This is a genomic window from Aestuariibius sp. HNIBRBA575, from assembly GCF_040932005.1.
GTDB lineage: Bacteria > Pseudomonadota > Alphaproteobacteria > Rhodobacterales > Rhodobacteraceae > CANLNM01.
Genome location: NZ_CP162414.1, coordinates 1,712,229 through 1,733,354 on the forward strand (window position 1 = coordinate 1,712,229; position 21,126 = coordinate 1,733,354).

The following is a 21,126-nucleotide window of genomic DNA, read 5'->3' on the forward strand; positions in this document are numbered from 1 at the left end:
CGTTTTTGGGCAGGTTTGACATCAATTTGAATAAAATTTGTAATGAATCCCCAAATGATTGTTTACGTTTTAAGCCCTAATCGATCCTTTCGATTGCGTTTAAACAATGGCGAAAATTGTCTGAAAAGCTGCCACAAAGTTGAATTTCCCCTTTGAGCAGGCCCGTGGCTCGGCTAATTCTGACATTGCCCAACTGGGGGGCATACCGACATTGGGGTGTCGGGCTTTGATGCGAAAGCATCCTGGCAAGTGATGGTGTCTGCGTAAGGGTTTCCCTTTTACGACAGAAGAAATTTTAATGGATCGGTTTGCGCCGATCGTGCCCGCATGGGTCTGATACCGCCGACGTGCGGACGGACCGGGCGTATTTATTTGCGTCGGTTCGCCCGACGGCGGGAAGGGCTTAGGAGACTGATATGTCAGACTATCTTTTGAACTGGGACAGCGCTGCGCTGGACGGAAACAACACAATCGGCACTGGCAGCAACACTGTGGGCGTGTCCATTTCGACACCTTCTAATGGTGACGGCGACAATTGGGCCCGTGGCAATATTGATGGCCAGACCGAATTGCGCAGCTCAAGCGTTGATGATCCAACATCGGTGATCATGACCTTTGACGAGCCCGTCGAAAATCTGTCATTCGAAATTTTCGACATTGATTCAGACAATTACACATGGGACGACCGCGTCACCGTGATCGGGCGCGATGCCAACGGCAATATTGTTCCAATCAATGTCACAGACCTGGCTGGTCATCACCACGTGAACGGCAACCAGATCGACACAACAGGCAACACCAATCCGGGTGTTGACGGGTCCGGCGATCCGGATTCTGTAACAGTTTCCATCGCAGGCCCAATCGTAAGTCTGGAAATCATTCACAATAACGGCGCTGGCGCGTCGGTTTCGGGGACGGTTGGCATCAGCGACATCGCGTTTGACAGCGCTGCACCTGATTTGGACGGTTATGTTGACGGCACATCCGGCAATGACCGTATTGATGTGGCTTACACTGGCGATCCAGAAGGCGACCGTGTTGATAATAGCGACGCAATTTTGCCCGGTGAAAATGGTCAGGATGACGTGATCCTGGCGGGTGGCGGCAATGACTTTGTGTTGGCCAATGACGGCGATGACGAAGTTTATGGCGGGTCCGGCGATGACACATTGTGCGGTCAGGACGGCGATGACGTTCTGTATGGCGGCGCAGGCAAAGACATTCTGGAAGGCATGGCCGACAATGACGTTGTGATCGGCGGCGCCGGTGCAGACACCGTATACGGCGATGCAGGCAACGACATCCTGTCTGGCGGCACCGGCAACGACGTGATGCGCGGCGGCACAGGCGACGATCTGGTCTCTGGCGGCTTTGGCAATGACAACATCAAAGCTGGCTCTGGCGACGATGTGGTTTATGGCGGCAAAGGCAACGATTACATCGAAGGCAATGCTGGCAATGACGAGTTGTACGGCGGCTCCATGGATGTGGACACCACGCTGGACTTTAACGATCTGGCCACGGGCGAACTGGTCGACGGTCAATATGTGGCCGACGGCGTTGTGATCTATTCCGCTGATCCACATAACCCGGTGATGGCGTTTGACACAGCCAACCCAACGGGTGGTGACAACGATCTGGCAACCGGCAATCTGGGCAATGTTCTGATCCTGTCCGAAGACCGCGATGGCAACGATCCAGATGACAACGCATCTGGTGGCACGTTCAACATCGAGTTTGAAAACTGCGCAACCGTGAACAGCATCACATTGCTGGACGTGGAAGAAACCGCTTGGGTCAAATTGTTTGACGAAAACGGCAACCTGATCGGCCAACAAGATGTGTCGACAGCCAATAACGGCCAAGTCGTTGTAGACTTTGGCGTATCTGGTGTTGCGTCTATGGAAGTGATCCTGGCCGGGTCCGGTGCGATTGACAACCTGTCCTATTCCATCGACCCAGAAGAGGGCGACGGCGCGGACACCATTCTGGGCGGCGACGGCGACGATTTGATCGACGGTGGCGCAGGTGCGGATGTTCTGTCTGGTGGCGATGATCGCGATACATTCATCGGCGGCGCGGGCGACAACATCGATGGCGGCACAGGCGGCAACGATTATGACGTTCTGGATCTGACCGGCAAAGGCCCGTTCTATCTGGAAAATGTCACTGTTGATGCAGATGGCGATTCAACCAGCGGCACCGTGGTCTTTGTGGATGGTTCGGGCAACCCAACCGGCGACACAATCACTTTCGCTGAAATCGAAGAGATCATCGGCGACGAAATCAACCGCGGCCCAGATGCCAATGATGACGCTGCCGAAGTCGACGAAGACGGCTCTGTTGTGATCCCGGTTCTGGATAACGACACTGATCCAGATGGCGATGACCTGACAATCACATCTGCGTCTTCTCCGAATGGGGATGTGACCATCAATGCCGATGGCACGCTGACATTTGAACCAGATGCGAACTTTAACGGTGAAACAACAATCACTTACGAAGTGTCCGACGGCAATGGCGGCACAGATACAGCCACGGTGACGGTCACAGTTAACCCAGTGAACGACGATCCGGTTGCCAATGATGACACAGCCAGCACCGATTACGGTCAGCCTGTTGTGATCCCGGTTCTGGACAACGACACAGACGTGGACGGCGACGCCCTGACTGTTACAGATGCTACATCCCCAGACGGTGATGTGACCATCAATGGCGACGGCACGTTGTCCTTTGCTCCGGCGCCGGGCTTTAGCGGTGAAACCACCATTTCCTACTCCGTTTCTGACGGTAATGGCGGCACAGATACAGCGATCGTAACAATCACTGTTGGTGACGCGCCTCTGGATGGCACTGTCGAAGGCACTGCCGGCGACGACGTAATCGATGGCACATACATGGGCGACCCAGATGGTGATCTGGTCGACAATGGCGATGCGATCATTGCGGGCCACAACCCAGATGATGACCTGATCGAAGCCTATGGCGGCAACGACACAATTGATGCAGGCGCTGGCGATGACACCGTTTATGGTGGCACTGGCAACGACATGATCGACGGCGGCGTTGGCAACGACACCATGTTTGGTGAAGACGGCAACGACAAAATCGAAGGGTCCGGCGGTGATGATGAACTTTATGGTGGCGCCGGGGACGATGATCTCTGGGGTGGTGCCAATGAGGACATCGTAGAAGGCGGCGACGGCAATGACACAATCGGTGGCGGCGGCGGCGATGACTTGATCGACGGTGGCGCTGGTGATGACATCATCGAAGGCGGCAACAACAACGACAGCATCCTTGGTGGCGCTGGCAATGACAGCGTTGATGGCGGTACAGGCGACGATGTGATCGACACATCTGATCCAGATTTCGTCAACGCGCTGCCCGATGTCGGTTACCCCGGTATCTATGGTGCGGATAGCAATCCAAATAACGATCTGGACACCGTCGAAGGTGGCGCCGGTGACGATACAATCACCACAGGTGACGACGACGATGTCATCTACGGGGGGTCCGGCAATGACACGATCGATGCAGGCTTTGACGATGACTATGTCGAAGGTGGAATCGGCAACGATGAAATCATCGGGTCCGAAGGCAATGATGAAATCCACGGTGGCGAAGGCAACGACGTAATCTACGGTGGACTTGGTGCAGGGGCCCCTGATTTTGTGAACATTGCGGATGTTGATGGTGATCTGGTCACTGACAATAACAGCGACGTTCTGTTTGGCGGCGACGGCGACGACACCATCTTTGGTGCGGATGATGCGGATACGCTTTATGGTGGCGATGATCGCGATTATCTGGACGGTGGCGTTGACGATGACACAATCGAAGGTGGCGAAGGCAACGACGTTATCATCGGTGGCCAAGGTGCAGATGACCTGACAGGTGGCGCGGACCGCGACACATTCATCGGCGGCGACGCTGGGGATCACGTGGACGGGTCCAGCACCGGTGACGATTATGACACCCTGGATCTGACCGGTTCTGACGTTGATTTCATCACCTACACATCGGCTGACAACGAAGACGGTGTTGTGACATTCGGTGACGGATCAACAATGACATTCGAAGAAATCGAAAATGTCATTCCGTGCTTTACGCCGGGCACAACAATCGCCACACCACGCGGCGAACGTCTGGTCGAAGAGCTGCAAGAAGGTGATCGGATCATCACACGTGACAACGGCATTCAGGAAATCCGTTGGGTTGGCCACAAACAGATGAAGGGCACGGATCTGGTCCGTAACCCACATCTGAAGCCTGTTCTGGTCAAAGCCGGTTCCTTGGGCAACGGTCTGCCAGAGCGTGACATGCTGGTATCGCCAAACCACCGTATGCTGGTGGCCAATGACAAAACGCAGCTTTATTTCGAAGAGCGTGAAGTTCTGGCCGCTGCCAAACATCTGGTTGGCACACCGGGCATCCACAATGTGGACGTGATGAACACGACCTACATTCACTTCATGTTTGATCGCCACGAAGTGGTTCTGTCAAACGGGGCATGGACCGAAAGCTTCCAGCCGGGTGATTACAGCCTGAAAGGGATTGGCAACAGCCAGCGCAACGAAATCTTTGAACTGTTCCCAGAGCTGAAGTCTCAGGAAGGGCTGAAAGATTATCACGCAGCGCGCAAATCCCTGAAGAAGCACGAAGCACGGCTTCTGGTTCAATAAGCCTAAAACACGAATCAATGCCGGGGAAAATTTTCCCGGCATTGTATTTACCTTCGTTAACAGCGGGGGTTTAAATGGTTAATTGTTGCCTAACTTGATCCAATAAATTCCTGACGGGCATAATGTCGCCACAAATCTATTGTGAGTGACGTTTATTCAATTTCCCCATTCCTTTGCATCAAATTAGAGCTAAAACAGATCTGTCGTTGGGGGACGACATTCTGTGCCTTTAGCTGCCAAAGGGTTTTGATATGGCTGACATCGTGGGAACCACCAATAATGACGTAATCGAAGGTACGATTGCGGATGATACAATCACCGGATTGGCCGGTCAGGATGTGATTTCTGGCGAAGGCGGCGACGATAGCATTTCTGGTGGTGCGGGTGATGACATTCTTTATGGGGATGCCGGTGTTGGCACCTCTCCTGGGTCTGACAGCACCCCACTGGATTTGTCGATCGGCAATCTGGTTTCGGACAGTTCCAGCGGCAACAACAATGCCCAACCCAATGATTTTGCGATCTACAGCAATGTTGCGCAATTGGATGACGGCACCTCTGTATCCGCGCGTTTGGTTCTGGTCAGCACGTCCGATCCCAACCTGAACGTTGATCTATCTGGCGGAAATGGCTACGAAATTTTGCTGAACTCCGGCTCTGGATCCGGCAGAAGCTTTGGGGGTGAAACCGCGACATTCCGGATGGAATTCTTTGATCCAGCCACCGGTAATCCCGTTGCGTTGAATTCAACCGCGACGTTCAACGATCTGGACCGAAATTCGCCCGGTGATCAGGAATCTGTCACCTTGGATGCCAACAGCTTTAATGCATTTGGCGTCAACAGCGACACATCGCTCAGCGTCACAAACCAACCCGGTAGCGTGACGGCCGCAGGAACGGAAACCAATAATCCAAACGATCAGGATGCGTGGTTCAGCGCGGAATTTGAAAACCGCGACTTTATCGAATTCACATTGGAAACCCGCAGCACACAATCCGGATTTTCGATGAATGGCGACCTGATTGATGATCCGGTTGTGGAACCAATTGAACCCGGAAATGACGTCATTGATGGCGGCACAGGGCAGGACGTGATTTTTGGCCAAGGGGGCAATGACACGCTGACCGGTGGCCAGGGGGATGACACGCTTTATGGCGGCGCGGGTGAAGATACGTTAACGTTGCAAGACGCCCAAGACCAAGTTTACGGCGGCACCGGCACCGATACGATCACCATTGACCCAATCGGTCCCATGGGGTCCATGACGGTTGTTGGCGGCGAAGATGCCGACAATAGCGACGTGGATACTCTGGATCTGTTGGCGGGTGTTCAGGCCGGTCACTACGCGGATTTCAACATCATCGACAATGATGCCAACCCAGAAGACGGCCAAGTTGAGCTGTTGGATGATGCGGGCAATATCATCGGTCGGATCGATTATTCTGAAATCGAAAACATCGTGATCTGTTTCACACCGGGCACCATGATTGCCACGCCGGGCGGTGAAAAAGCCGTCGAGACTCTGCGCGAAGGTGACAAAGTGTTCACCCGTGACAGTGGCATTCAGGAAATCCGCTGGATCGGGTCAAAAACCCTGTCCGCCGCGGATTTGGCCGTACAGCCCGACCTGCAACCTGTGCTGATCAAAGCCGGTTCTTTGGGGGCTGGCCTGCCGGAACGGGATCTGATGTTGTCACCCAACCACCGTCTGTTGCTGTCTGGGCCCGAGGCACAGATGATGTTTGACGACAGCGAAGTGTTGGCCGCGGCCAAACATCTGACGGGTCGCGCTGGGGTTTCGAGCGCTGCAACTCAGGGTGTCACCTATATTCACGTCATGTTTGATCACCACGAAGTGGTGTTGTCCAACGGCGCTTGGAGCGAAAGCTTCCAACCGGGGGATTACAGCCTGAAAGGTCTGGGTGACGCACAGCGCGATGAGATTTTCAAACTGTTCCCAGAGCTGAACCTGCCGGGCGGCGTTGAAAACTACGAAGCCGCACGCCGGGTTCTGAAAAAACACGAAGCCCTGTTGATGGCGTCTTAACGACCTGTTTCAGAACGGTATTTTTTCCATTCTTCGGGCGTGTCGATATCTCGACGCGCCCGATTTCCGTTTAACGGCACCATGGTGACGTTATGATTTTTCAGGATCGCTTTGGCCCCGCTATCGCCGGTCAGGGTTTGAAACTCTGAGCGATATTTTGCATCAAACCAAACTGGATGCCCCGGTTTTCCATCCTGTGTCATGCCGCGTGCAATCGGGCCTGCGGCAATAACAGACGCCATATCGGCCGCAGTGAGATCGGGCATATCGGCCAAAACCACCAGAAAACCGGCACATTCGGGCAATTGCACCACCGCGTCACGCAAACTGACGGATTGACCTTGGGCGGCATTGGCGATCGGTAAAACGGTCACGTCCAAATCCGACAATACATTCACACGCGGGTGTTGCAGATCAGGTAACGCGACAAATGTCGGCGCAACCTGCGTCGCCTCTAAGGCGACATGCCGCAACATGGGAATATTATAGATTGGTTCCAATAGCTTGTCCCGACCTTTCATTCGTCGGGACAAACCAGCAGCTAAGATCAATATCAGGTTCATTTGCACAGTTTAGCCGCGCATGATCACCCCGTCAGGGTCAAAAAGCGCCTCGGTGATCAGTTTTGCAGGCCGCATCGATCCCAATATTTCGATTTCCACCTTTAATCCGTCTGCGACCTCTTGGCGTGGGATCAGACCCAAAGCGATGGATTTTCCGGCGTGATGTGAATATCCGCCAGATGTGCAGAATCCGCGCACTTCTCCGTTGATGAAAATCGGCTCATAGGCGATCACATCCGCATCCAAGGCATCAACCTCAAACGCGCAAAGCTGACGGGCAGGGGGTGTTGCGCGCTCTGCCTCGGCCAGGGGGCGACCAATGAAATCGGCGTTTTTCTTAAAGGAAATGAACCGGTCCAAGCCGGTTTCGGCGGCTGTGTAGTCGGGCGAAAATTCAGACAGCCACGACCCAAAGAACCGATCCAATCGCAAAGACATCATTGCGCGCATGCCAAAAAGGGTAATGCCCAACGGCTGACCAGTTTCCCACAGGGTTTTCCACAGGTGGCGTTGGTCCATAGGGTCACAGTAGATTTCATAGCCCAAATCCCCGGTATAGCTGACCCGCTGCACCCGGCAATTGACCTGTCCGATCACCATGTCGCGCAAATCTAAAAACTTTAGATCAACCGCATCGCGTGTACAGGCGGCCAGCAAATCACGCGCCTTGGGGCCTGCGATTTGGAACCCGTTCATTTTATCACTGATATTTTCGACCCTTACGCCGTGTTCTTTGTGTTTCTCAAACCAGCGCATATGCACCGATTGCGCCCCATATGAGGCCGCCAAAACAAAGTGATCCTCTGCGAGACAAGAGACGGTAAAATCCCCCCAAAGCCGCCCCTTTGGCGACAACATCGGGGTCAAAGAAAGCCGCCCCGGTTTGGGAATACGACCCGCCATTATCCGATCTAGCCAAGCCCGCGCATTGGAGCCTGTGACCCGGAATTTGCCAAAATTGTGCACTTCGTTGATGCCAACACCCTGGCGCACGGCATTGACTTCGCGCGCGGTGGCGTCAAATGCGTTGGATCGACGGAACGACGGCGTTTCATAGGTGGGTTCATCGCCCTGCGCAAAGTAGTTCACAACCTCTAGCCCAAATTGCTGGCCCCAAACCGCGCCCATGTTCGAAAAAATGTCATACATAGGCGTTGTGCGATGGGGGCGCGCGGCGGGTAGCTCTTCGTTTGGGTAGGTGACACTGAACCGGTTTTGGTAGTTTTCGATCACTTTGGGGCGGGTATATCCCGGCGAAATCCAGTCACCATAACGTGCCACATCCAGCGCTGTTACATCGCGTTCGGCTTCGCCTTCGATCATCCATTGCGCAAGCGTCAAACCAACGCCGCCGCCCTGACTAAACCCGGCCATCACACCACAAGCGGACCAATAATTTTGCACCCCCGAAACCGGACCCACCAATGGGTTGCCATCCGGGGCAAATGTGAACGGCCCATGGATCACCGATTTGACGCCCGCACGTTCCAGAACTGGGAACCGTTTATAAGCAAATTCAATACTTTCGGTGATTTTATCAAAGTCATCGGGCAGCAATTCGTGTCCAAAATCCCAAGATGTGCCATCCACGGCCCACGGACGGCAGTTTTGTTCATAAAACCCAATGCACAAACCGCGCCCTTCTTGGCGAAGATAGCTTTCGCCCGCGGGGTCCATAACATGGGGATGTTCACGGCCCAATTCATAGATTTCGGGAATGTCATCGGTGACGATATATTGGTGTTCCATCGGATGTAGCGGGAAATAAATCCCAGCCATTGCGCCCACTTCTCGGGCCCACAAACCTGCTGCGTTTACAATATGTTCGGCGTGAATAGTGCCTTTGTCGGTCACCACATCCCACGTGCCATCGCTGCGTTGATTGGTTTCTTTGACCATGCAATGGGTTTCGATTGTCGCCCCGCCCATACGCGCGGCTTTGGCATAGGCATGTGTCGTGCCAGACGGGTCCAGATGGCCATCCAAAGGGTCAAATAATCCCCCGATAATCCCGTCTATATTGGTCGTCGGGGCCAGTTTGGCGATTTCTTGGGGGCCAATAATTTCGGTTTCCAGCCCCATATACCGATGTTTGGCCCGTTCAGCGACCAGCATATCAAACCGGTCTTGGTTATCGGCCAATGTCACACCCCCGACGTGGTGCAACCCACAGGACATGCCTGTCAGCTCTTCTAATTCGCGATAAAGCTTAATCGTGTATCCCTGCAACGCGGCCATATTTGTATCGCCGTTGAGCGTATGAAAACCACCGGCGGCGTGCCATGTGGACCCCGAAGTCAGTTCAGACCGTTCCAGCAGCATAACGTCCGACCATCCCAATTTGGTCAGATGATAAAGCACAGAGCAGCCGACGACACCGCCCCCAATTACGACAACACGCGTGGTGGTTTTCATGGTGGTCTCCTTTGAGTTTGGTCAAAGGGTTCACCCGTTTGAAATGGCTCGCATAGCGATTTGCGACATGTTCTGTCGTAAATTGCATTTCATAAACTCACGTCAGATAGCGCCCCAAAAACACAAAAGGCCCCGCAAAAGCAGGGCCTTACATCGTGATGTTCAAGTGATTTATGGAATGATACGCGTATATTTTGTGCCTTCAAGCGTTGCACCGACTCGCAAACCAGCCTGTGCAAATACAACCGCAATCACCGGGGCCAGTGATGTCGTTGTTTCCGCGCGCAGGCTTTCTCCTGCATCACTCAGCGCATATTCCAGATTGGCACCAGCGGCCCAACCGTCAGAGGTGCGAAAATCCATCAGCGCGTCTTGGGTCATAAAGAACAGCACATGCGAATATTGCTGCGCCCCAATTTGAAACCCTGCACTGGCGGATGCTGCGGAATAGTAATCCACGCTGGTCTGGCCGACACGCAATGCGCCACGCCCAAAGGACCCGCCAAACCCCAATCCGGCCTCAGTAACGACGGGCATCACCAACATGCCAACAGATTTACCCGCCAAATCCCGGGTGCCGGGATAACGTGTATACATATAGTTCAGGGTTTCATCGACGCGCGCGTCGATCATCGGACCGCCATTGCCGCCGATTCCGTTGCCACAGGCGGCAAGCCCGGACATTGCCATTGCGCCGAGCGCGAAGTTGCGTCGTGAGAAGCTGCTCATTTAATTGCCTCGTTTTATGCCTTTTGGTTCGGACTTTGTGCCCGATTGCCCATGACTATAAGGGGGTTGTCGCCCCTTGTCAGCATAAACTTGTCAGCATAAACGCGCCGATAGCGCGGCATTCAGCCATTCAAAATTTCGGCAGCACGCGGGGCAAAATAGGTCAAAACACCGTCACAGCCCGCACGTTTAAACGCCAAAAGGCTTTCGAGCATAACTTGATCCCCATTCAGCCAGCCATTTTGCGCCGCGGCCTGCAACATCGCGTATTCTCCGCTGACCTGATAGGCAAAAGTCGGCACCCCAAAGCTGTCTTTGACGCGTCGGCAGATATCCAGATAGGGCATTCCCGGTTTCACCATGACCATATCCGCGCCCTCACGCAGATCCCGTTCAACCAAACGCAACGCTTCGTCGGAATTGGCGGGATCCATTTGATAGGTGTTTTTGTCGCCCGACAGCGCCGCGCTGGCCCCCACGGCATCCCGAAATGGGCCGTAAAACGCGCTGGCATATTTCGCGGTATAAGACAGGATCGTAACATCCTGATGTTTATGACTTTCCAGCGCTTCACGAATGGCGCTAATACGGCCATCCATCATGTCAGACGGGCCTAAAATATCCGCGCCCGAATCCGCCTGTGCAATGGCCATTTTCACCAAGGCTTCGACGGTGCGATCATTCACGATCTGTCCGTTTTCAACAAATCCATCGTGACCATTGATGTTATAAGGATCCAGCGCAATATCGGTCATCACCATCATATCAGGCACTGCCTCTTTGATGGCGCGGATCGCTTGGTTGGACAGGTTGTCTGGGTTCCATGCTTCGGCGCAATCCTCGGTCCGATTGGCCATGGACGTGTATGGGAAAATGCACATTGCCGGAATTCCCAGCGCATGGGCCTGACGTGCCGCATCCGCCACCCGGTCCACGGTGCGACGCACCACACCGGGCATGGACGGCACGGGTGTTTCTGTATCTTTGCCCGCCATCACAAAAATCGGCCAGATAAAATCCGCCGGAGACAGCGCATTTTCACGCACCATCGCCCGCAAACCCGGTTTAGAACGCAACCGACGCAAACGGGTTGCCGGAAAAGAAGCTTGGGTCGGACGCATGGTTTGGCCTTTCGATCTGGTGTTGAGACCGGGCAGGGCTATGAAACGGGCCTTTCTGGTCACAATTCTGTGCCTGCCAGAGAAATTCATGCCCGTCCAGTCTGGCGATTGCCGCAGTCGCAGGTTAGTGTCACGCCAAGGCAGAAATTCAGCCTAAATGATACGATAATTAACGGACAATCCCTTGAATTTGACCCAAACAATCTTCGAAGTGATCGACATGCGGTCCTTCTCGAACCTTTGGTTCTGGATCGCCCTTGCCGTGGTGTGGTCCACAACCAGCCATTGGGTACTGGGTGTGCCGTTTGACATGGTTGGACGGGCCCGCAAACACGGCGATCAGGCCATGACTGACCTAGAAGAGATGGTGCGGATCAATGTGGGACGATTGCTTTATATTTCGCGGGTGTCGGGGCTGATTTTGCTGACATTTGTGATGTTTCTGCTGACATCATTGGCCATCCTTGCCTTTTGGTATTCCGTTGAATTCGCCCAAGCGGTGATCCTGATCCTGTTCCCATTGTCGATTGTTGGTCTCTTGAGCATTTCCACCGCTCGGCTGATTGAATTGCAACATCCCCGTGGCGAAGATTTATGCAAACGACTGACGCGCCACCGGGTCTATACGCAGATGATTGGCATGGCGTCGATTTTCATCACCACGATGTTTGGCATGTATCAAAACATGGTCGTTGGCCCCGGTTTTTAAGGTCCCTTTTAGATGAGCAAATCCCAGCACATTCAAATGGGCGGTGCGCCCGAAGGCTTTGATGCCGCTCTGATTTTAGCAGAAGTGGAAAAATCCAACGGGCCGGTTTTGCATGTGGCACGGGATGACAAACGGCTGGCCGCCATGCGTGCTGCGCTGGCGTTTCATGCACCTGACATGCCGGTTGTTGTGTTTCCGGGATGGGATTGTCTGCCCTATGATCGCGTGTCGCCCAATGCGGATGTGTCTGCCACGCGCATGGCCACGCTGGCGGGGTTAACCCATGGTATGCCGGCGCAGTTTATTCTGCTGACAACGCTGAACGCGGCCACCCAATTTGTGCCTGAACGCCAATTGCTAAAAGAGGCGGCCTTTACCGCCACAGTTGGCAGTCGCATTGATGAACCCGCTTTGCGCAACTTCTTGGTTCGGATGGGGTTCACCCAAAGCCCGACCGTGATGGAACCCGGGGATTACGCCGTGCGCGGTGGTATCATTGACATTTTTCCCCCCGGTGACAGCGGCCCGGTGCGACTGGATCTGTTTGGCGATGTGCTGGATGGCGCGCGCCGGTTTGACGCCGCCACTCAACGCACAACCGAAAAACTAAAGGTGGTGGATCTATCACCGGTTTCCGAGGTGATCCTGGACGAGGCCGCAATCACCCGGTTTCGTCAAAATTACCGGATTGAATTTGGCGCGGCGGGCACGGATGACCCATTATACGAAGCGGTGTCAGCCGGGCGCAAACATCAAGGTGTAGAACATTGGTTGGGCCTGTTTCACGAACGGTTGGAAACGCTGTTTGATTATTTGCCGGATGCTTCGGTAACCTTGGATGATCAAATGGATGCGGCGCGCGATGCCCGCTGGGCCAGTGTTGCAGATGCCTATGATGCCCGCGCCGAGGCGATGAAGGCCAAAGGGCGCATCGATTCTGTTTACAAACCGGCCCCTCCGCAGACGTTGTATTTGGATGATGCAGCCTGGGAAACGGCCATTGCAGGGCGGCGCGTTTTGTCGCTGAACCCATTGCCACAGGCATCTGGGCCGGGGGTGATTGACGCAGGCGGACGCATCGGGCGTAACTTTAGCCCGGAACGTCAACAGGAAAACATCAGCCTTTTTGGGGCGTTAGCCGATCATATTCGCCAAAAAATGAACGAAGGTCCGGTAATAATCGCATCCTATTCCGAAGGTGCGCGTGAACGATTGTCCGGTCTGATCGAAGACGAAGGTCTGGCTGAAACCATCCAAGTGTCTGACATGTCGCGGGTCGGAAAATCAGGTCTGCATCTGGTCGTTTGGGCGCTGGAACATGGGTTTACCACCCCCAAAATGACGGTGATTTCGGAACAGGATGTTCTGGGCGACCGTCTGATCCGCGCGCCCAAAAAGAAACGCCGCGCCACCAATTTCCTGACCGAAGCCCAATCCCTTAGCCCAGGTGATCTGGTGGTGCATGTGGATCATGGTATTGGTCGCTACACCGGCATGGAAGTGGTCAGTGCGGCCGGGGCGGCTCATGAATGTTTGCTGCTGGAATATGCAGAAAAGTCAAAGCTTTACCTGCCGGTTGAAAACATAGAATTGCTGTCGAAATACGGCAACGAAGTGGGTCTGCTGGATCGGTTGGGCGGGGGCGCTTGGCAGGCCAAAAAGGCCAAGCTGAAAGAACGCATTCGCGAAATGGCCGAAAAGCTGATCCGCGTGGCCGCCGAACGGGAATTGCGCACCGCGCCTGCGATTTCGCCCCCAGATGGTATGTGGGAACAGTTTTTAACGCGGTTCCCCTATCAGGAAACCGACGATCAGCTCAGCGCGATCGAAGACGTGTTAAACGACATGGAAGCCGGCCGTCCGATGGACCGATTGGTTTGTGGCGATGTGGGCTTTGGCAAAACCGAGGTGGCGTTGCGCGCCGCATTCGTGGCAGCCATGTCGGGCATGCAGGTCGCCGTCATTGCGCCCACAACTTTGCTGGCGCGGCAGCATTATCAGAACTTTGCCGAACGGTTCCGGGGCTTTCCGATCAATGTGGCGCCTTTGTCGCGGTTTGTGTCCACATCAGACGCCAACAAAACCCGCGACGGCATGTCACGCGGCATGGTGGATATCGTCATCGGCACCCATGCCTTGCTGGCAAAAAACACACGTTTTCAAAACCTTGGCCTGTTGATCATCGACGAAGAACAGCATTTTGGCGTGCAACACAAAGAACGCCTGAAACAGATGCGATCCGATGTGCATGTGCTGACGCTGACCGCGACGCCAATCCCGCGCACATTGCAATTGTCGCTGTCTGGCGTGCGCGATCTGTCGATCATTGGCACGCCGCCCATCGACCGTCTGGCGATCCGCACCTATGTCAGCGAATTTGACACCGTCACCCTGCGCGAAGCGTTGCTGCGCGAACATTATCGCGGCGGCCAAAGCTTCTTTGTGGTGCCGCGCATTTCCGATTTGCCGGAAATGGAGGCGTTCCTAAAGGAACAGGTGCCCGAGGTCAGCTTCATCACTGCCAATGGCCAAATGGCGGCGGGCGAGCTCGATACGCGCATGAACGCGTTTTACGACGGTAAATTTGATGTGTTGCTGGCCACGACAATCATTGAATCGGGCATCGATATTCCGACCGCCAACACGATGATCGTGCACCGTGCCGATATGTTTGGCCTGTCGCAGCTGTACCAAATTCGCGGACGTGTGGGGCGGTCCAAAACCCGCGCCTATGCTTATTTGACCACAAAACCGCGTACCAAATTGACGCAAACGGCTGAAAAAAGGCTGCGGGTCTTGTCGTCGCTGGACACATTGGGCGCTGGATTCACGCTGGCCAGTCAGGATCTGGATATTCGCGGGGCAGGGAACCTGCTGGGCGAAGAGCAATCCGGCCAGATGAAAGAAGTGGGCTATGAGCTTTATCAATCGATGTTGGAAGAACAGATTTCCAAGATCAAATCGGGCGAAGCCGAAGGGTTGACCGATGATGGGCAATGGGCGCCGCAGATCAATCTGGGCGTGCCGGTGCTGATCCCGGACAAATATGTACCAGATCTGGATGTGCGTTTGGGGCTGTATCGGCGGTTGTCGGGCCTACATACCAAGGTAGAGCTGGAAGGGTTTGCCGCAGAATTGATCGACCGGTTCGGGAAATTACCACGCGAGGTCAACACGTTGCTGTTGATCGTTCGCATCAAGGAAAAATGCAAACAAGCCGGGATTGCCCGACTGGACGGGGGCCCCAAAGGCGCGACCATTCAGTTCCACAATGACAAATTTGCCTCGCCGCGTGGGCTGGTTGAATTTATCAATGACCAACAGGATCTGGCCAAGGTCAAAGACAACAAAATCGTGGTGCGCCGCGATTGGCGATCAGAGGCGGATAAAATCAAAGGGGCCTTTGCCATTGCCCGCGATCTGGCTGCCAAAGCCAAGGTCAAATAGGCCAGAAAAGGCCCGCGAAACCTAGCTGATTTCGCGGGGTCCCAAACGCTGCATCAGCGTATAAGCGATTGCGACATATACAAAAACGCCGATCACCAATGTCCGGGGTGTGCCGTCAAATGACAGGCTAACCGGAATGGACAACATCGCAGAAATCACCGTCGAAACAGCACCCGAAATACTGGCTGCCATGCCTGCAATATGACCCAATGGTTCCATTGCGAGGGCGTTCAAGTTGCCAAACGAAAATCCAACCAACAGCATGATTGTGGTCACCCAGCAAAAGAACAGCCAAACCGGCAGCCCCCACAGCGTCTGAATAATCAGCACAGCGCAGACCAAAAACAGCTGAACAATCAAAGCTGTTTTGACAATTTTGCGCATGCCAAGGCGTGCCACGATTTTGGCGTTGATCAGGCTTGCTGGCATGGCAAGGATCGCCATAGCCGCAAACCAAAGCGGAAATGTTTCGCCCATGTCATAGGATTGCTCATAGATCGGCTGAATGGTTGAGATCACCGAAAACAGTGCTGCATATAACATGGTCTGAACGGCCACCGAATACCGAAACACCCGATTGGCAAAGGCTTCTTTTAGGGCGGCTTTGAACGGTGAAAGGCGCAAGGGTTTGCGTAATTCTGGGGGATGCGTTTCGGGCTGGCGCACAAACATCCAAACACTGACGATCGTCGCAAACAGGGCCAATGCGTAGAAAATAGAACGCCAACCAAAGGCGTTCATCACCAACTGACCCATTGATGGGGCAATCGCGGGAACCAGACCAAAAACCATCATCGAAAATGACATGATCGACGCCATACGATCCCCAGAATAAAGATCGCGCACCATGGCCATCGCCGCAATCCGTGGCCCGGCAACGGCCAGACCTTGGACCAAACGCCCCAACAGTAATAATTCCAACGATTGCGCCATTCCTGCGACCAATGCCCCCAGAATGTACCCGCCAAAAGCCCACAAAATCACGGGCTTACGTCCCAATGCGTCCGACAACGGCCCGGCAAATAACGTGCCAATGCCCATTCCAAAAATAAACACGCCAATCACCAAACCAGCACGGTTGGGATCGGTGGGCGACATTTCCTGACCGATGATCGACAAAGCCGGCAACATCGCATCAATTGAGATCGCAATAGAAGCAAAAAGCATCGCGGTCAGCGCTACAAATTCGCTTTGCGACAGTCGTTTAGGGGTCATTTCGGCTCCGGATATACAAAGAAGCTGCGATCACCCAGATCGCGATCTCGGCAACAAACACAGGATGTAAGATGAAATTCAGCACCCAATGATCGTAATGCGCGGGCACTAAAATGAATTTGAAGAACTGATCAGAAAATGGCCAGCCCCACAAGATGTCTCCTGACAAGGTATCTAAAATCAGGTGCAGATAGATAGCTGCGAAAAAGCACAATGCAATTGTCAGAAACGCACGGTTCATCAGGTATAGCGTGGGAACAACCACGGTCATGATCATCCCCCAAAAAGCCGGAATATGCACCCAATATCGATGATGATGAAAGGCGCGGTCATCGATGAAATAGAACCAGATGATATCAAAATCAGGGAGGATTCCGCCCAAAACGGCTGCATAGAAACCCCATTTGGACACCGGCAACAATTTTCCCAGCACATATCCAGATGGCAGATGCGCCGTGATCATGTCGCATCCTCAGATTTGTCCTGTGCCTCACGGATTTTACGACGCGCATTAAGGCGGCGCTGTAGTGTCACCTGACTAAACTGTTGAATTGCCGCGGCAAAAATACCCAGCCCAACAAAAATAAACACGGTCGTTGCGATCTTTCCGATGGCGGTGGCGGGCACCAATTGACCATATCCAACCGTCGATAAGGTCACCACGGTGAAAAAGTAGCTGTCAATCCAGCTCCAGCCTTCGACGAAATGAAAAAACACCGTGCCCACGGTGATGATCCCAACCAAAACTGAGGCGATGACAATTGCGGCGTCGTTTCGCAAAATCGCGCGGATCAAGTCGTGGCCTCGATTTGCTCCATGATATCGTTGATCACCTTAATCCACATATCGGTGGTCTGGGCGCCGGGCACGGCATGTTGGTTGGCAACAATAAATGTCGGGACCGATTGAACGCCCATTTCACGGGAATGGCGGTCACGTTTGGCAATGTCGTCGCGGTCCGCATCAGACGCCAGCAACCGGCGCACCATTGAGGCATCAATGTCAACGGAATCGGCAATATCTGACAGCACGTCATGATCGCCGATGTCCCGTCCATCGGTGAAATAAGCGTCAAAAAGACGTTGAACAACAAATACTTGTTTCTGCTCGATCCCCGCCCAATGGATCAAACGATGTGCATCCATCGTGTTTGGGGTGCGTTGGATTTTGTCCAGATGCAGCGGCATGCCCAGCTTTTCCCCCATCTCAACAATCGGCGCATAGGCCCGCATGGCCCCTTCTTTGCCGCCGAATTTGGTTTCCAGATAGTCCCGGCGATCCATGCCGCCAGCGGGCATATCAGGGTTTAGTTGAAACGGATGGTATTCGATGGTGAAAGGATGCTCTGGCAAAGTGGCCAACGCTTTGTCCAGATTGAATTTTCCAATAAAACACCAAGGGCAAATTGGATCCGAAATAATATCAAGTTTGACCATTTTCGGCCTCCCAGCTTTGCCGCAGGGCGCGGCGCAAAAGTTTGTTGTTCCCTCCGCGAGGCAGGGACGACACGGGCGTTATCAGGCGTGGACATTTATAATGTGCCAACCTCTCTTGCAGGTAAGCCTTAATGTCTGCCTCGTCCAGAGCCTGATCCGAGACATAAAACAACCCAATCACACTGGCATCAGACCGAACCGGCAATTCAACCGCTGCGCATTCCTGAATATGGGGATGGGTGTTAAACGCGGATTCCACCTCTATTGGGGACACACGATAACCGCCCGCATTCATCATATCGTCATCCCGTCCGTGATAGGTGATTGCCCCATCTTGCGACATTGACCCGACATCTCCGGTCAAGAACCACTGATCTTGGAACCGGTTTTGCGTGTCTTGGGCTGCGTTTAGATAGCCCAGCATGACGCCAGGATCATTGCGATCAATGGCGATCATCCCGGTCTGACCCATGGGGACGGGGCCCTGCGCGTTCACAATCGCCACGTTGCGCCCCTGTTGCGGATAGCCAAGCGTGTTGGGCGGGGCGGGTTTGGCTGGACTGCCAGAAATGAACGTTGAACATTCCGACATGCCAAAGGCTTCGAAAAGCGGGGTCTGGGTTGCGGTTTCCCATTTCTGACGTAAGGATTCCGGTAGTTTTTCCCCCGCACAAAGCCCATGACGCAATTGCGCGACATCTAAATGAGGTGACTTTAGGAGCTTGCGATAAACCCCTGGGGCAGCTGCAAAAATGCTTGCATTGTATCGGTTCAACAGCACCGCAATGCGATCAATACCGATCCCAGAGGCAGGGATCAAAGCCGTCGCGGCCAGTGTCCAGGGATCCAACAGGCCGGTGCCCAATGTGTAGGTCCAATTGAACGCGCCGGCATGCAATAGCCGGTCATCTTTGGTCAAACCTTCCCAACCCTCAAACATCATACGACGTGCCCAGATGGCCCGATGCGCATGGATCACGCCGCGCGGAGTGCCAGATGTGCCAGAGGTAAACACAATATAGGCCGGGCGATTGGGCTCCCCCATTTGAAAATCACTTGGCGGGAGCCTGTGAAAGGCGTGCAAGTGATCCGTATCAATGACCTGCGCCGGATGGTCCGGCAGCGTAAGACCACGCCCCGCAATCACCAATGCCGGTTCAACATCATCCGCAATCAAATTGATTTCACCTTTGGTGAGTTGCGACGAGGTTGGCACCGGGACCAAACCCGCTGCAATTGCACCTAAAAATGCTAGTGGAAAATCAACGTCATTGCCCAATCTCAGCAACACGCGGTCCCCGGACTGCAACCCCAATCCGCGCAATCCTGTTGCGATCCCGCACACCGCTTGGGTCAGTTTGGCATAGGTCCAGCTTTGAGAACGGCTTTGCCCTAGGATCATCAATGCGGTTTTATCGGGTGTTTTTTGCCCCGCGGCCAACACATATTGCGCCAGATTAAACGGGCTGGGGCAGGGGAACGTGGTGTGGGGCGCGCAAAAAGAGACCATCAGAATTGCCTAAGCATGGACGGGATTGGTTGCAAGCGTTCTAAACCGCAGGCATAAACAACGACATGAGTGATAAAGACCCAAAGAGCCTGATCCGGATTGCCCGCGAAAGTGGTGGCACAGAAATTGCCCAACCTCTGGATTTGGGCGCGCGTGTACGTGAGTTGCGCAAGGCGCGGGATTGGACGTTGGAACAGGCCGCATCACAAGCGGGTTTAGCGCGGTCCACATTGTCCAAGATCGAAAACGGGCAAATGTCACCAACCTACGAAGCGCTTAAGAAGCTGGCCATTGGGCTGGAAATTTCGGTGCCGCAATTGTTCACCGCCCCGTCGCGGGAACAGGTCAATGGTCGTATGGCCATCACCCGAAATGGCGAAGGCGCAGCGCATGTGACGGCAACATACGAACATGAATTGCTGGCGGAATCGCTGACCAAAAAGCGGATGCTGCCCTACCGCGCCTATGTTCGGGCGCGTAATGTTGATGAATTTGACGGTTGGGTCCGCCACGACGGAGAAGAGTTTTTATACGTTTTGACCGGGCATATTCGGCTATACACGGAATTTTATGAACCGATCGAAATGAAACGCGGTGACAGTGCCTATTATGATGCCACGATGGGCCATAATGTCGTGTCTGTCAGCGCCGAAGATGCGATGATTTTATGGGTCACGTCATTGGTTGACTAAGGTGACTAACCGGGCCGCTGTGACCCGAATGCCCTGATCAGGCCGCCTGCGTTTCCAATGTTGTGCGGCCATTGCGTTCAAACCACATTTTTAAGGTTTCACAGGCTTCGCGTTCCGTCAGATCATGGGTTTCCGCCAAATACGTCACCATTTTTAGGCGATCCCCGCGAAACCGCACCAGCGCCGCTGGCTCTAGAAATCTAAAATCTACACATAGTTGGTCAACAAATAGGTGCCACTGCGCGGTAACCGCATTCCAAGGCATATCGTGTCCTCCTGATCTCCGTCCCTCTGCACCTATAATGCGTAAGCAATAGGCCCTTACCAATGGTTAACCATGTTGCAGTTTACAGGAGTTTACACATATCCTCCTAACCAACTGATAGATATTGTAAATTTTGAGTGTAAATAACTTTCGGCGGAAAATTTCGCAAAATCCCGCAGAAACGTTATTAAGTTTCGCCCTGACCTGTGCGCCATTTGGCGCGTTTCTGGATCGCAAATCATTTGGAATGCGCCCGTCGATTCGCATCCCTATCTGTGAACCTCAAAGAAA

The 21,126-nt window shown here is 53.8% G+C and carries 15 protein-coding genes; 5 read left to right on the top strand and 10 right to left on the bottom strand.

All coding sequences use genetic code 11. The features are described 5' to 3' along the window. The first annotated feature begins 416 nt into the window (after window positions 1-416). The gene (locus AB1F12_RS08700) at window positions 417-4,685 is read left to right on the top strand and encodes a Hint domain-containing protein (protein WP_368183516.1); all 4,269 of its coding nucleotides are present in this window, start codon (window positions 417-419) and stop codon (window positions 4,683-4,685) included. Window positions 4,686-4,936: 251 nt separating this feature from the next. Beyond that, window positions 4,937-6,733 carry a Hint domain-containing protein gene (locus AB1F12_RS08705; protein ID WP_368183517.1) on the top strand — a complete coding sequence of 599 codons (1,797 nt, stop codon included), beginning with the start codon at window positions 4,937-4,939 and terminating at the stop codon, window positions 6,731-6,733. On the opposite strand, the gene AB1F12_RS08710 is transcribed toward AB1F12_RS08705, so the two are convergent. The 4 genes from AB1F12_RS08710 to hemB all read right to left on the bottom strand — a co-directional run bounded on the left by AB1F12_RS08710 (window position 6,730) and on the right by hemB (window position 11,561). Next, entirely contained in the window at window positions 6,730-7,233 is a 504-nt protein-coding gene (locus AB1F12_RS08710) for an NTP transferase domain-containing protein (protein ID WP_368183518.1), read from the bottom strand. The genes AB1F12_RS08705 and AB1F12_RS08710 overlap by 4 nt on opposite strands. 72 nt (window positions 7,234-7,305) lie before the next feature. Beyond that, the gene (locus AB1F12_RS08715) at window positions 7,306-9,711 is read right to left on the bottom strand and encodes an FAD-dependent oxidoreductase (RefSeq protein ID WP_368183520.1); all 2,406 of its coding nucleotides are present in this window, start codon (window positions 9,709-9,711) and stop codon (window positions 7,306-7,308) included. 171 nt (window positions 9,712-9,882) lie between these two features. Further along, on the bottom strand, window positions 9,883-10,440 hold the full coding sequence (locus tag AB1F12_RS08720; protein ID WP_368183523.1) for a YSC84-related protein: 558 nt from the start codon (window positions 10,438-10,440) through the stop codon (window positions 9,883-9,885). A gap of 122 nt (window positions 10,441-10,562) precedes the next feature. Beyond that, window positions 10,563-11,561, bottom strand: coding sequence for a porphobilinogen synthase (gene hemB / locus AB1F12_RS08725; RefSeq protein WP_368183524.1), 999 nt, complete (start codon window positions 11,559-11,561; stop codon window positions 10,563-10,565). A 184-nt stretch (window positions 11,562-11,745) separates the two neighbouring features. On the opposite strand from hemB, the gene AB1F12_RS08730 reads away from it, so the two are divergent. Beyond that, window positions 11,746-12,270 carry a component of SufBCD complex gene (locus tag AB1F12_RS08730; protein WP_368183526.1) on the top strand — a complete coding sequence of 175 codons (525 nt, stop codon included), beginning with the start codon at window positions 11,746-11,748 and terminating at the stop codon, window positions 12,268-12,270. Window positions 12,271-12,282: 12 nt separating this feature from the next. Then, window positions 12,283-15,717, top strand: a complete 3,435-nt coding sequence (mfd, locus tag AB1F12_RS08735; RefSeq protein WP_368183528.1) for a transcription-repair coupling factor — start codon at window positions 12,283-12,285, stop codon at window positions 15,715-15,717. 21 nt (window positions 15,718-15,738) lie between these two features. Here the strand turns inward: mfd and AB1F12_RS08740 are convergent, their stop codons facing one another. From AB1F12_RS08740 to AB1F12_RS08760, 5 genes are read right to left on the bottom strand one after another with little or no spacing between them, the layout of a single operon-like run. Further along, window positions 15,739-16,932 carry a multidrug effflux MFS transporter gene (locus tag AB1F12_RS08740; RefSeq protein WP_368183529.1) on the bottom strand — a complete coding sequence of 398 codons (1,194 nt, stop codon included), beginning with the start codon at window positions 16,930-16,932 and terminating at the stop codon, window positions 15,739-15,741. Beyond that, window positions 16,922-17,395 (bottom strand): metal-dependent hydrolase, encoded by a 474-nt coding sequence (locus AB1F12_RS08745; RefSeq protein ID WP_368183531.1) that lies wholly within the window; start codon window positions 17,393-17,395, stop codon window positions 16,922-16,924. Before AB1F12_RS08745 ends, AB1F12_RS08740 begins: the two co-directional genes overlap by 11 nt. Then, window positions 17,392-17,727 (bottom strand): potassium channel family protein, encoded by a 336-nt coding sequence (locus AB1F12_RS08750; protein ID WP_368183532.1) that lies wholly within the window; start codon window positions 17,725-17,727, stop codon window positions 17,392-17,394. The genes AB1F12_RS08745 and AB1F12_RS08750 overlap by 4 nt, the downstream gene beginning before the upstream one ends. After that, window positions 17,724-18,368 carry a DsbA family oxidoreductase gene (locus AB1F12_RS08755; RefSeq protein WP_368183533.1) on the bottom strand — a complete coding sequence of 215 codons (645 nt, stop codon included), beginning with the start codon at window positions 18,366-18,368 and terminating at the stop codon, window positions 17,724-17,726. The genes AB1F12_RS08750 and AB1F12_RS08755 overlap by 4 nt, the downstream gene beginning before the upstream one ends. Continuing rightward, window positions 18,355-19,878 carry a class I adenylate-forming enzyme family protein gene (locus AB1F12_RS08760; protein WP_368183535.1) on the bottom strand — a complete coding sequence of 508 codons (1,524 nt, stop codon included), beginning with the start codon at window positions 19,876-19,878 and terminating at the stop codon, window positions 18,355-18,357. Before AB1F12_RS08760 ends, AB1F12_RS08755 begins: the two co-directional genes overlap by 14 nt. A 65-nt stretch (window positions 19,879-19,943) precedes the next feature. Here AB1F12_RS08760 and AB1F12_RS08765 point away from each other — a divergent pair, with 65 nt between their 5' ends. Beyond that, the gene (locus tag AB1F12_RS08765) at window positions 19,944-20,570 is read left to right on the top strand and encodes a helix-turn-helix domain-containing protein (RefSeq protein WP_368183536.1); all 627 of its coding nucleotides are present in this window, start codon (window positions 19,944-19,946) and stop codon (window positions 20,568-20,570) included. Between the two features lie 37 nt (window positions 20,571-20,607). On the opposite strand, the gene AB1F12_RS08770 is transcribed toward AB1F12_RS08765, so the two are convergent. After that, complete coding sequence (locus AB1F12_RS08770) at window positions 20,608-20,835, bottom strand: hypothetical protein (RefSeq protein WP_368183537.1); 228 nt, start codon at window positions 20,833-20,835, stop codon at window positions 20,608-20,610. Window positions 20,836-21,126 lie beyond the last annotated feature (291 nt).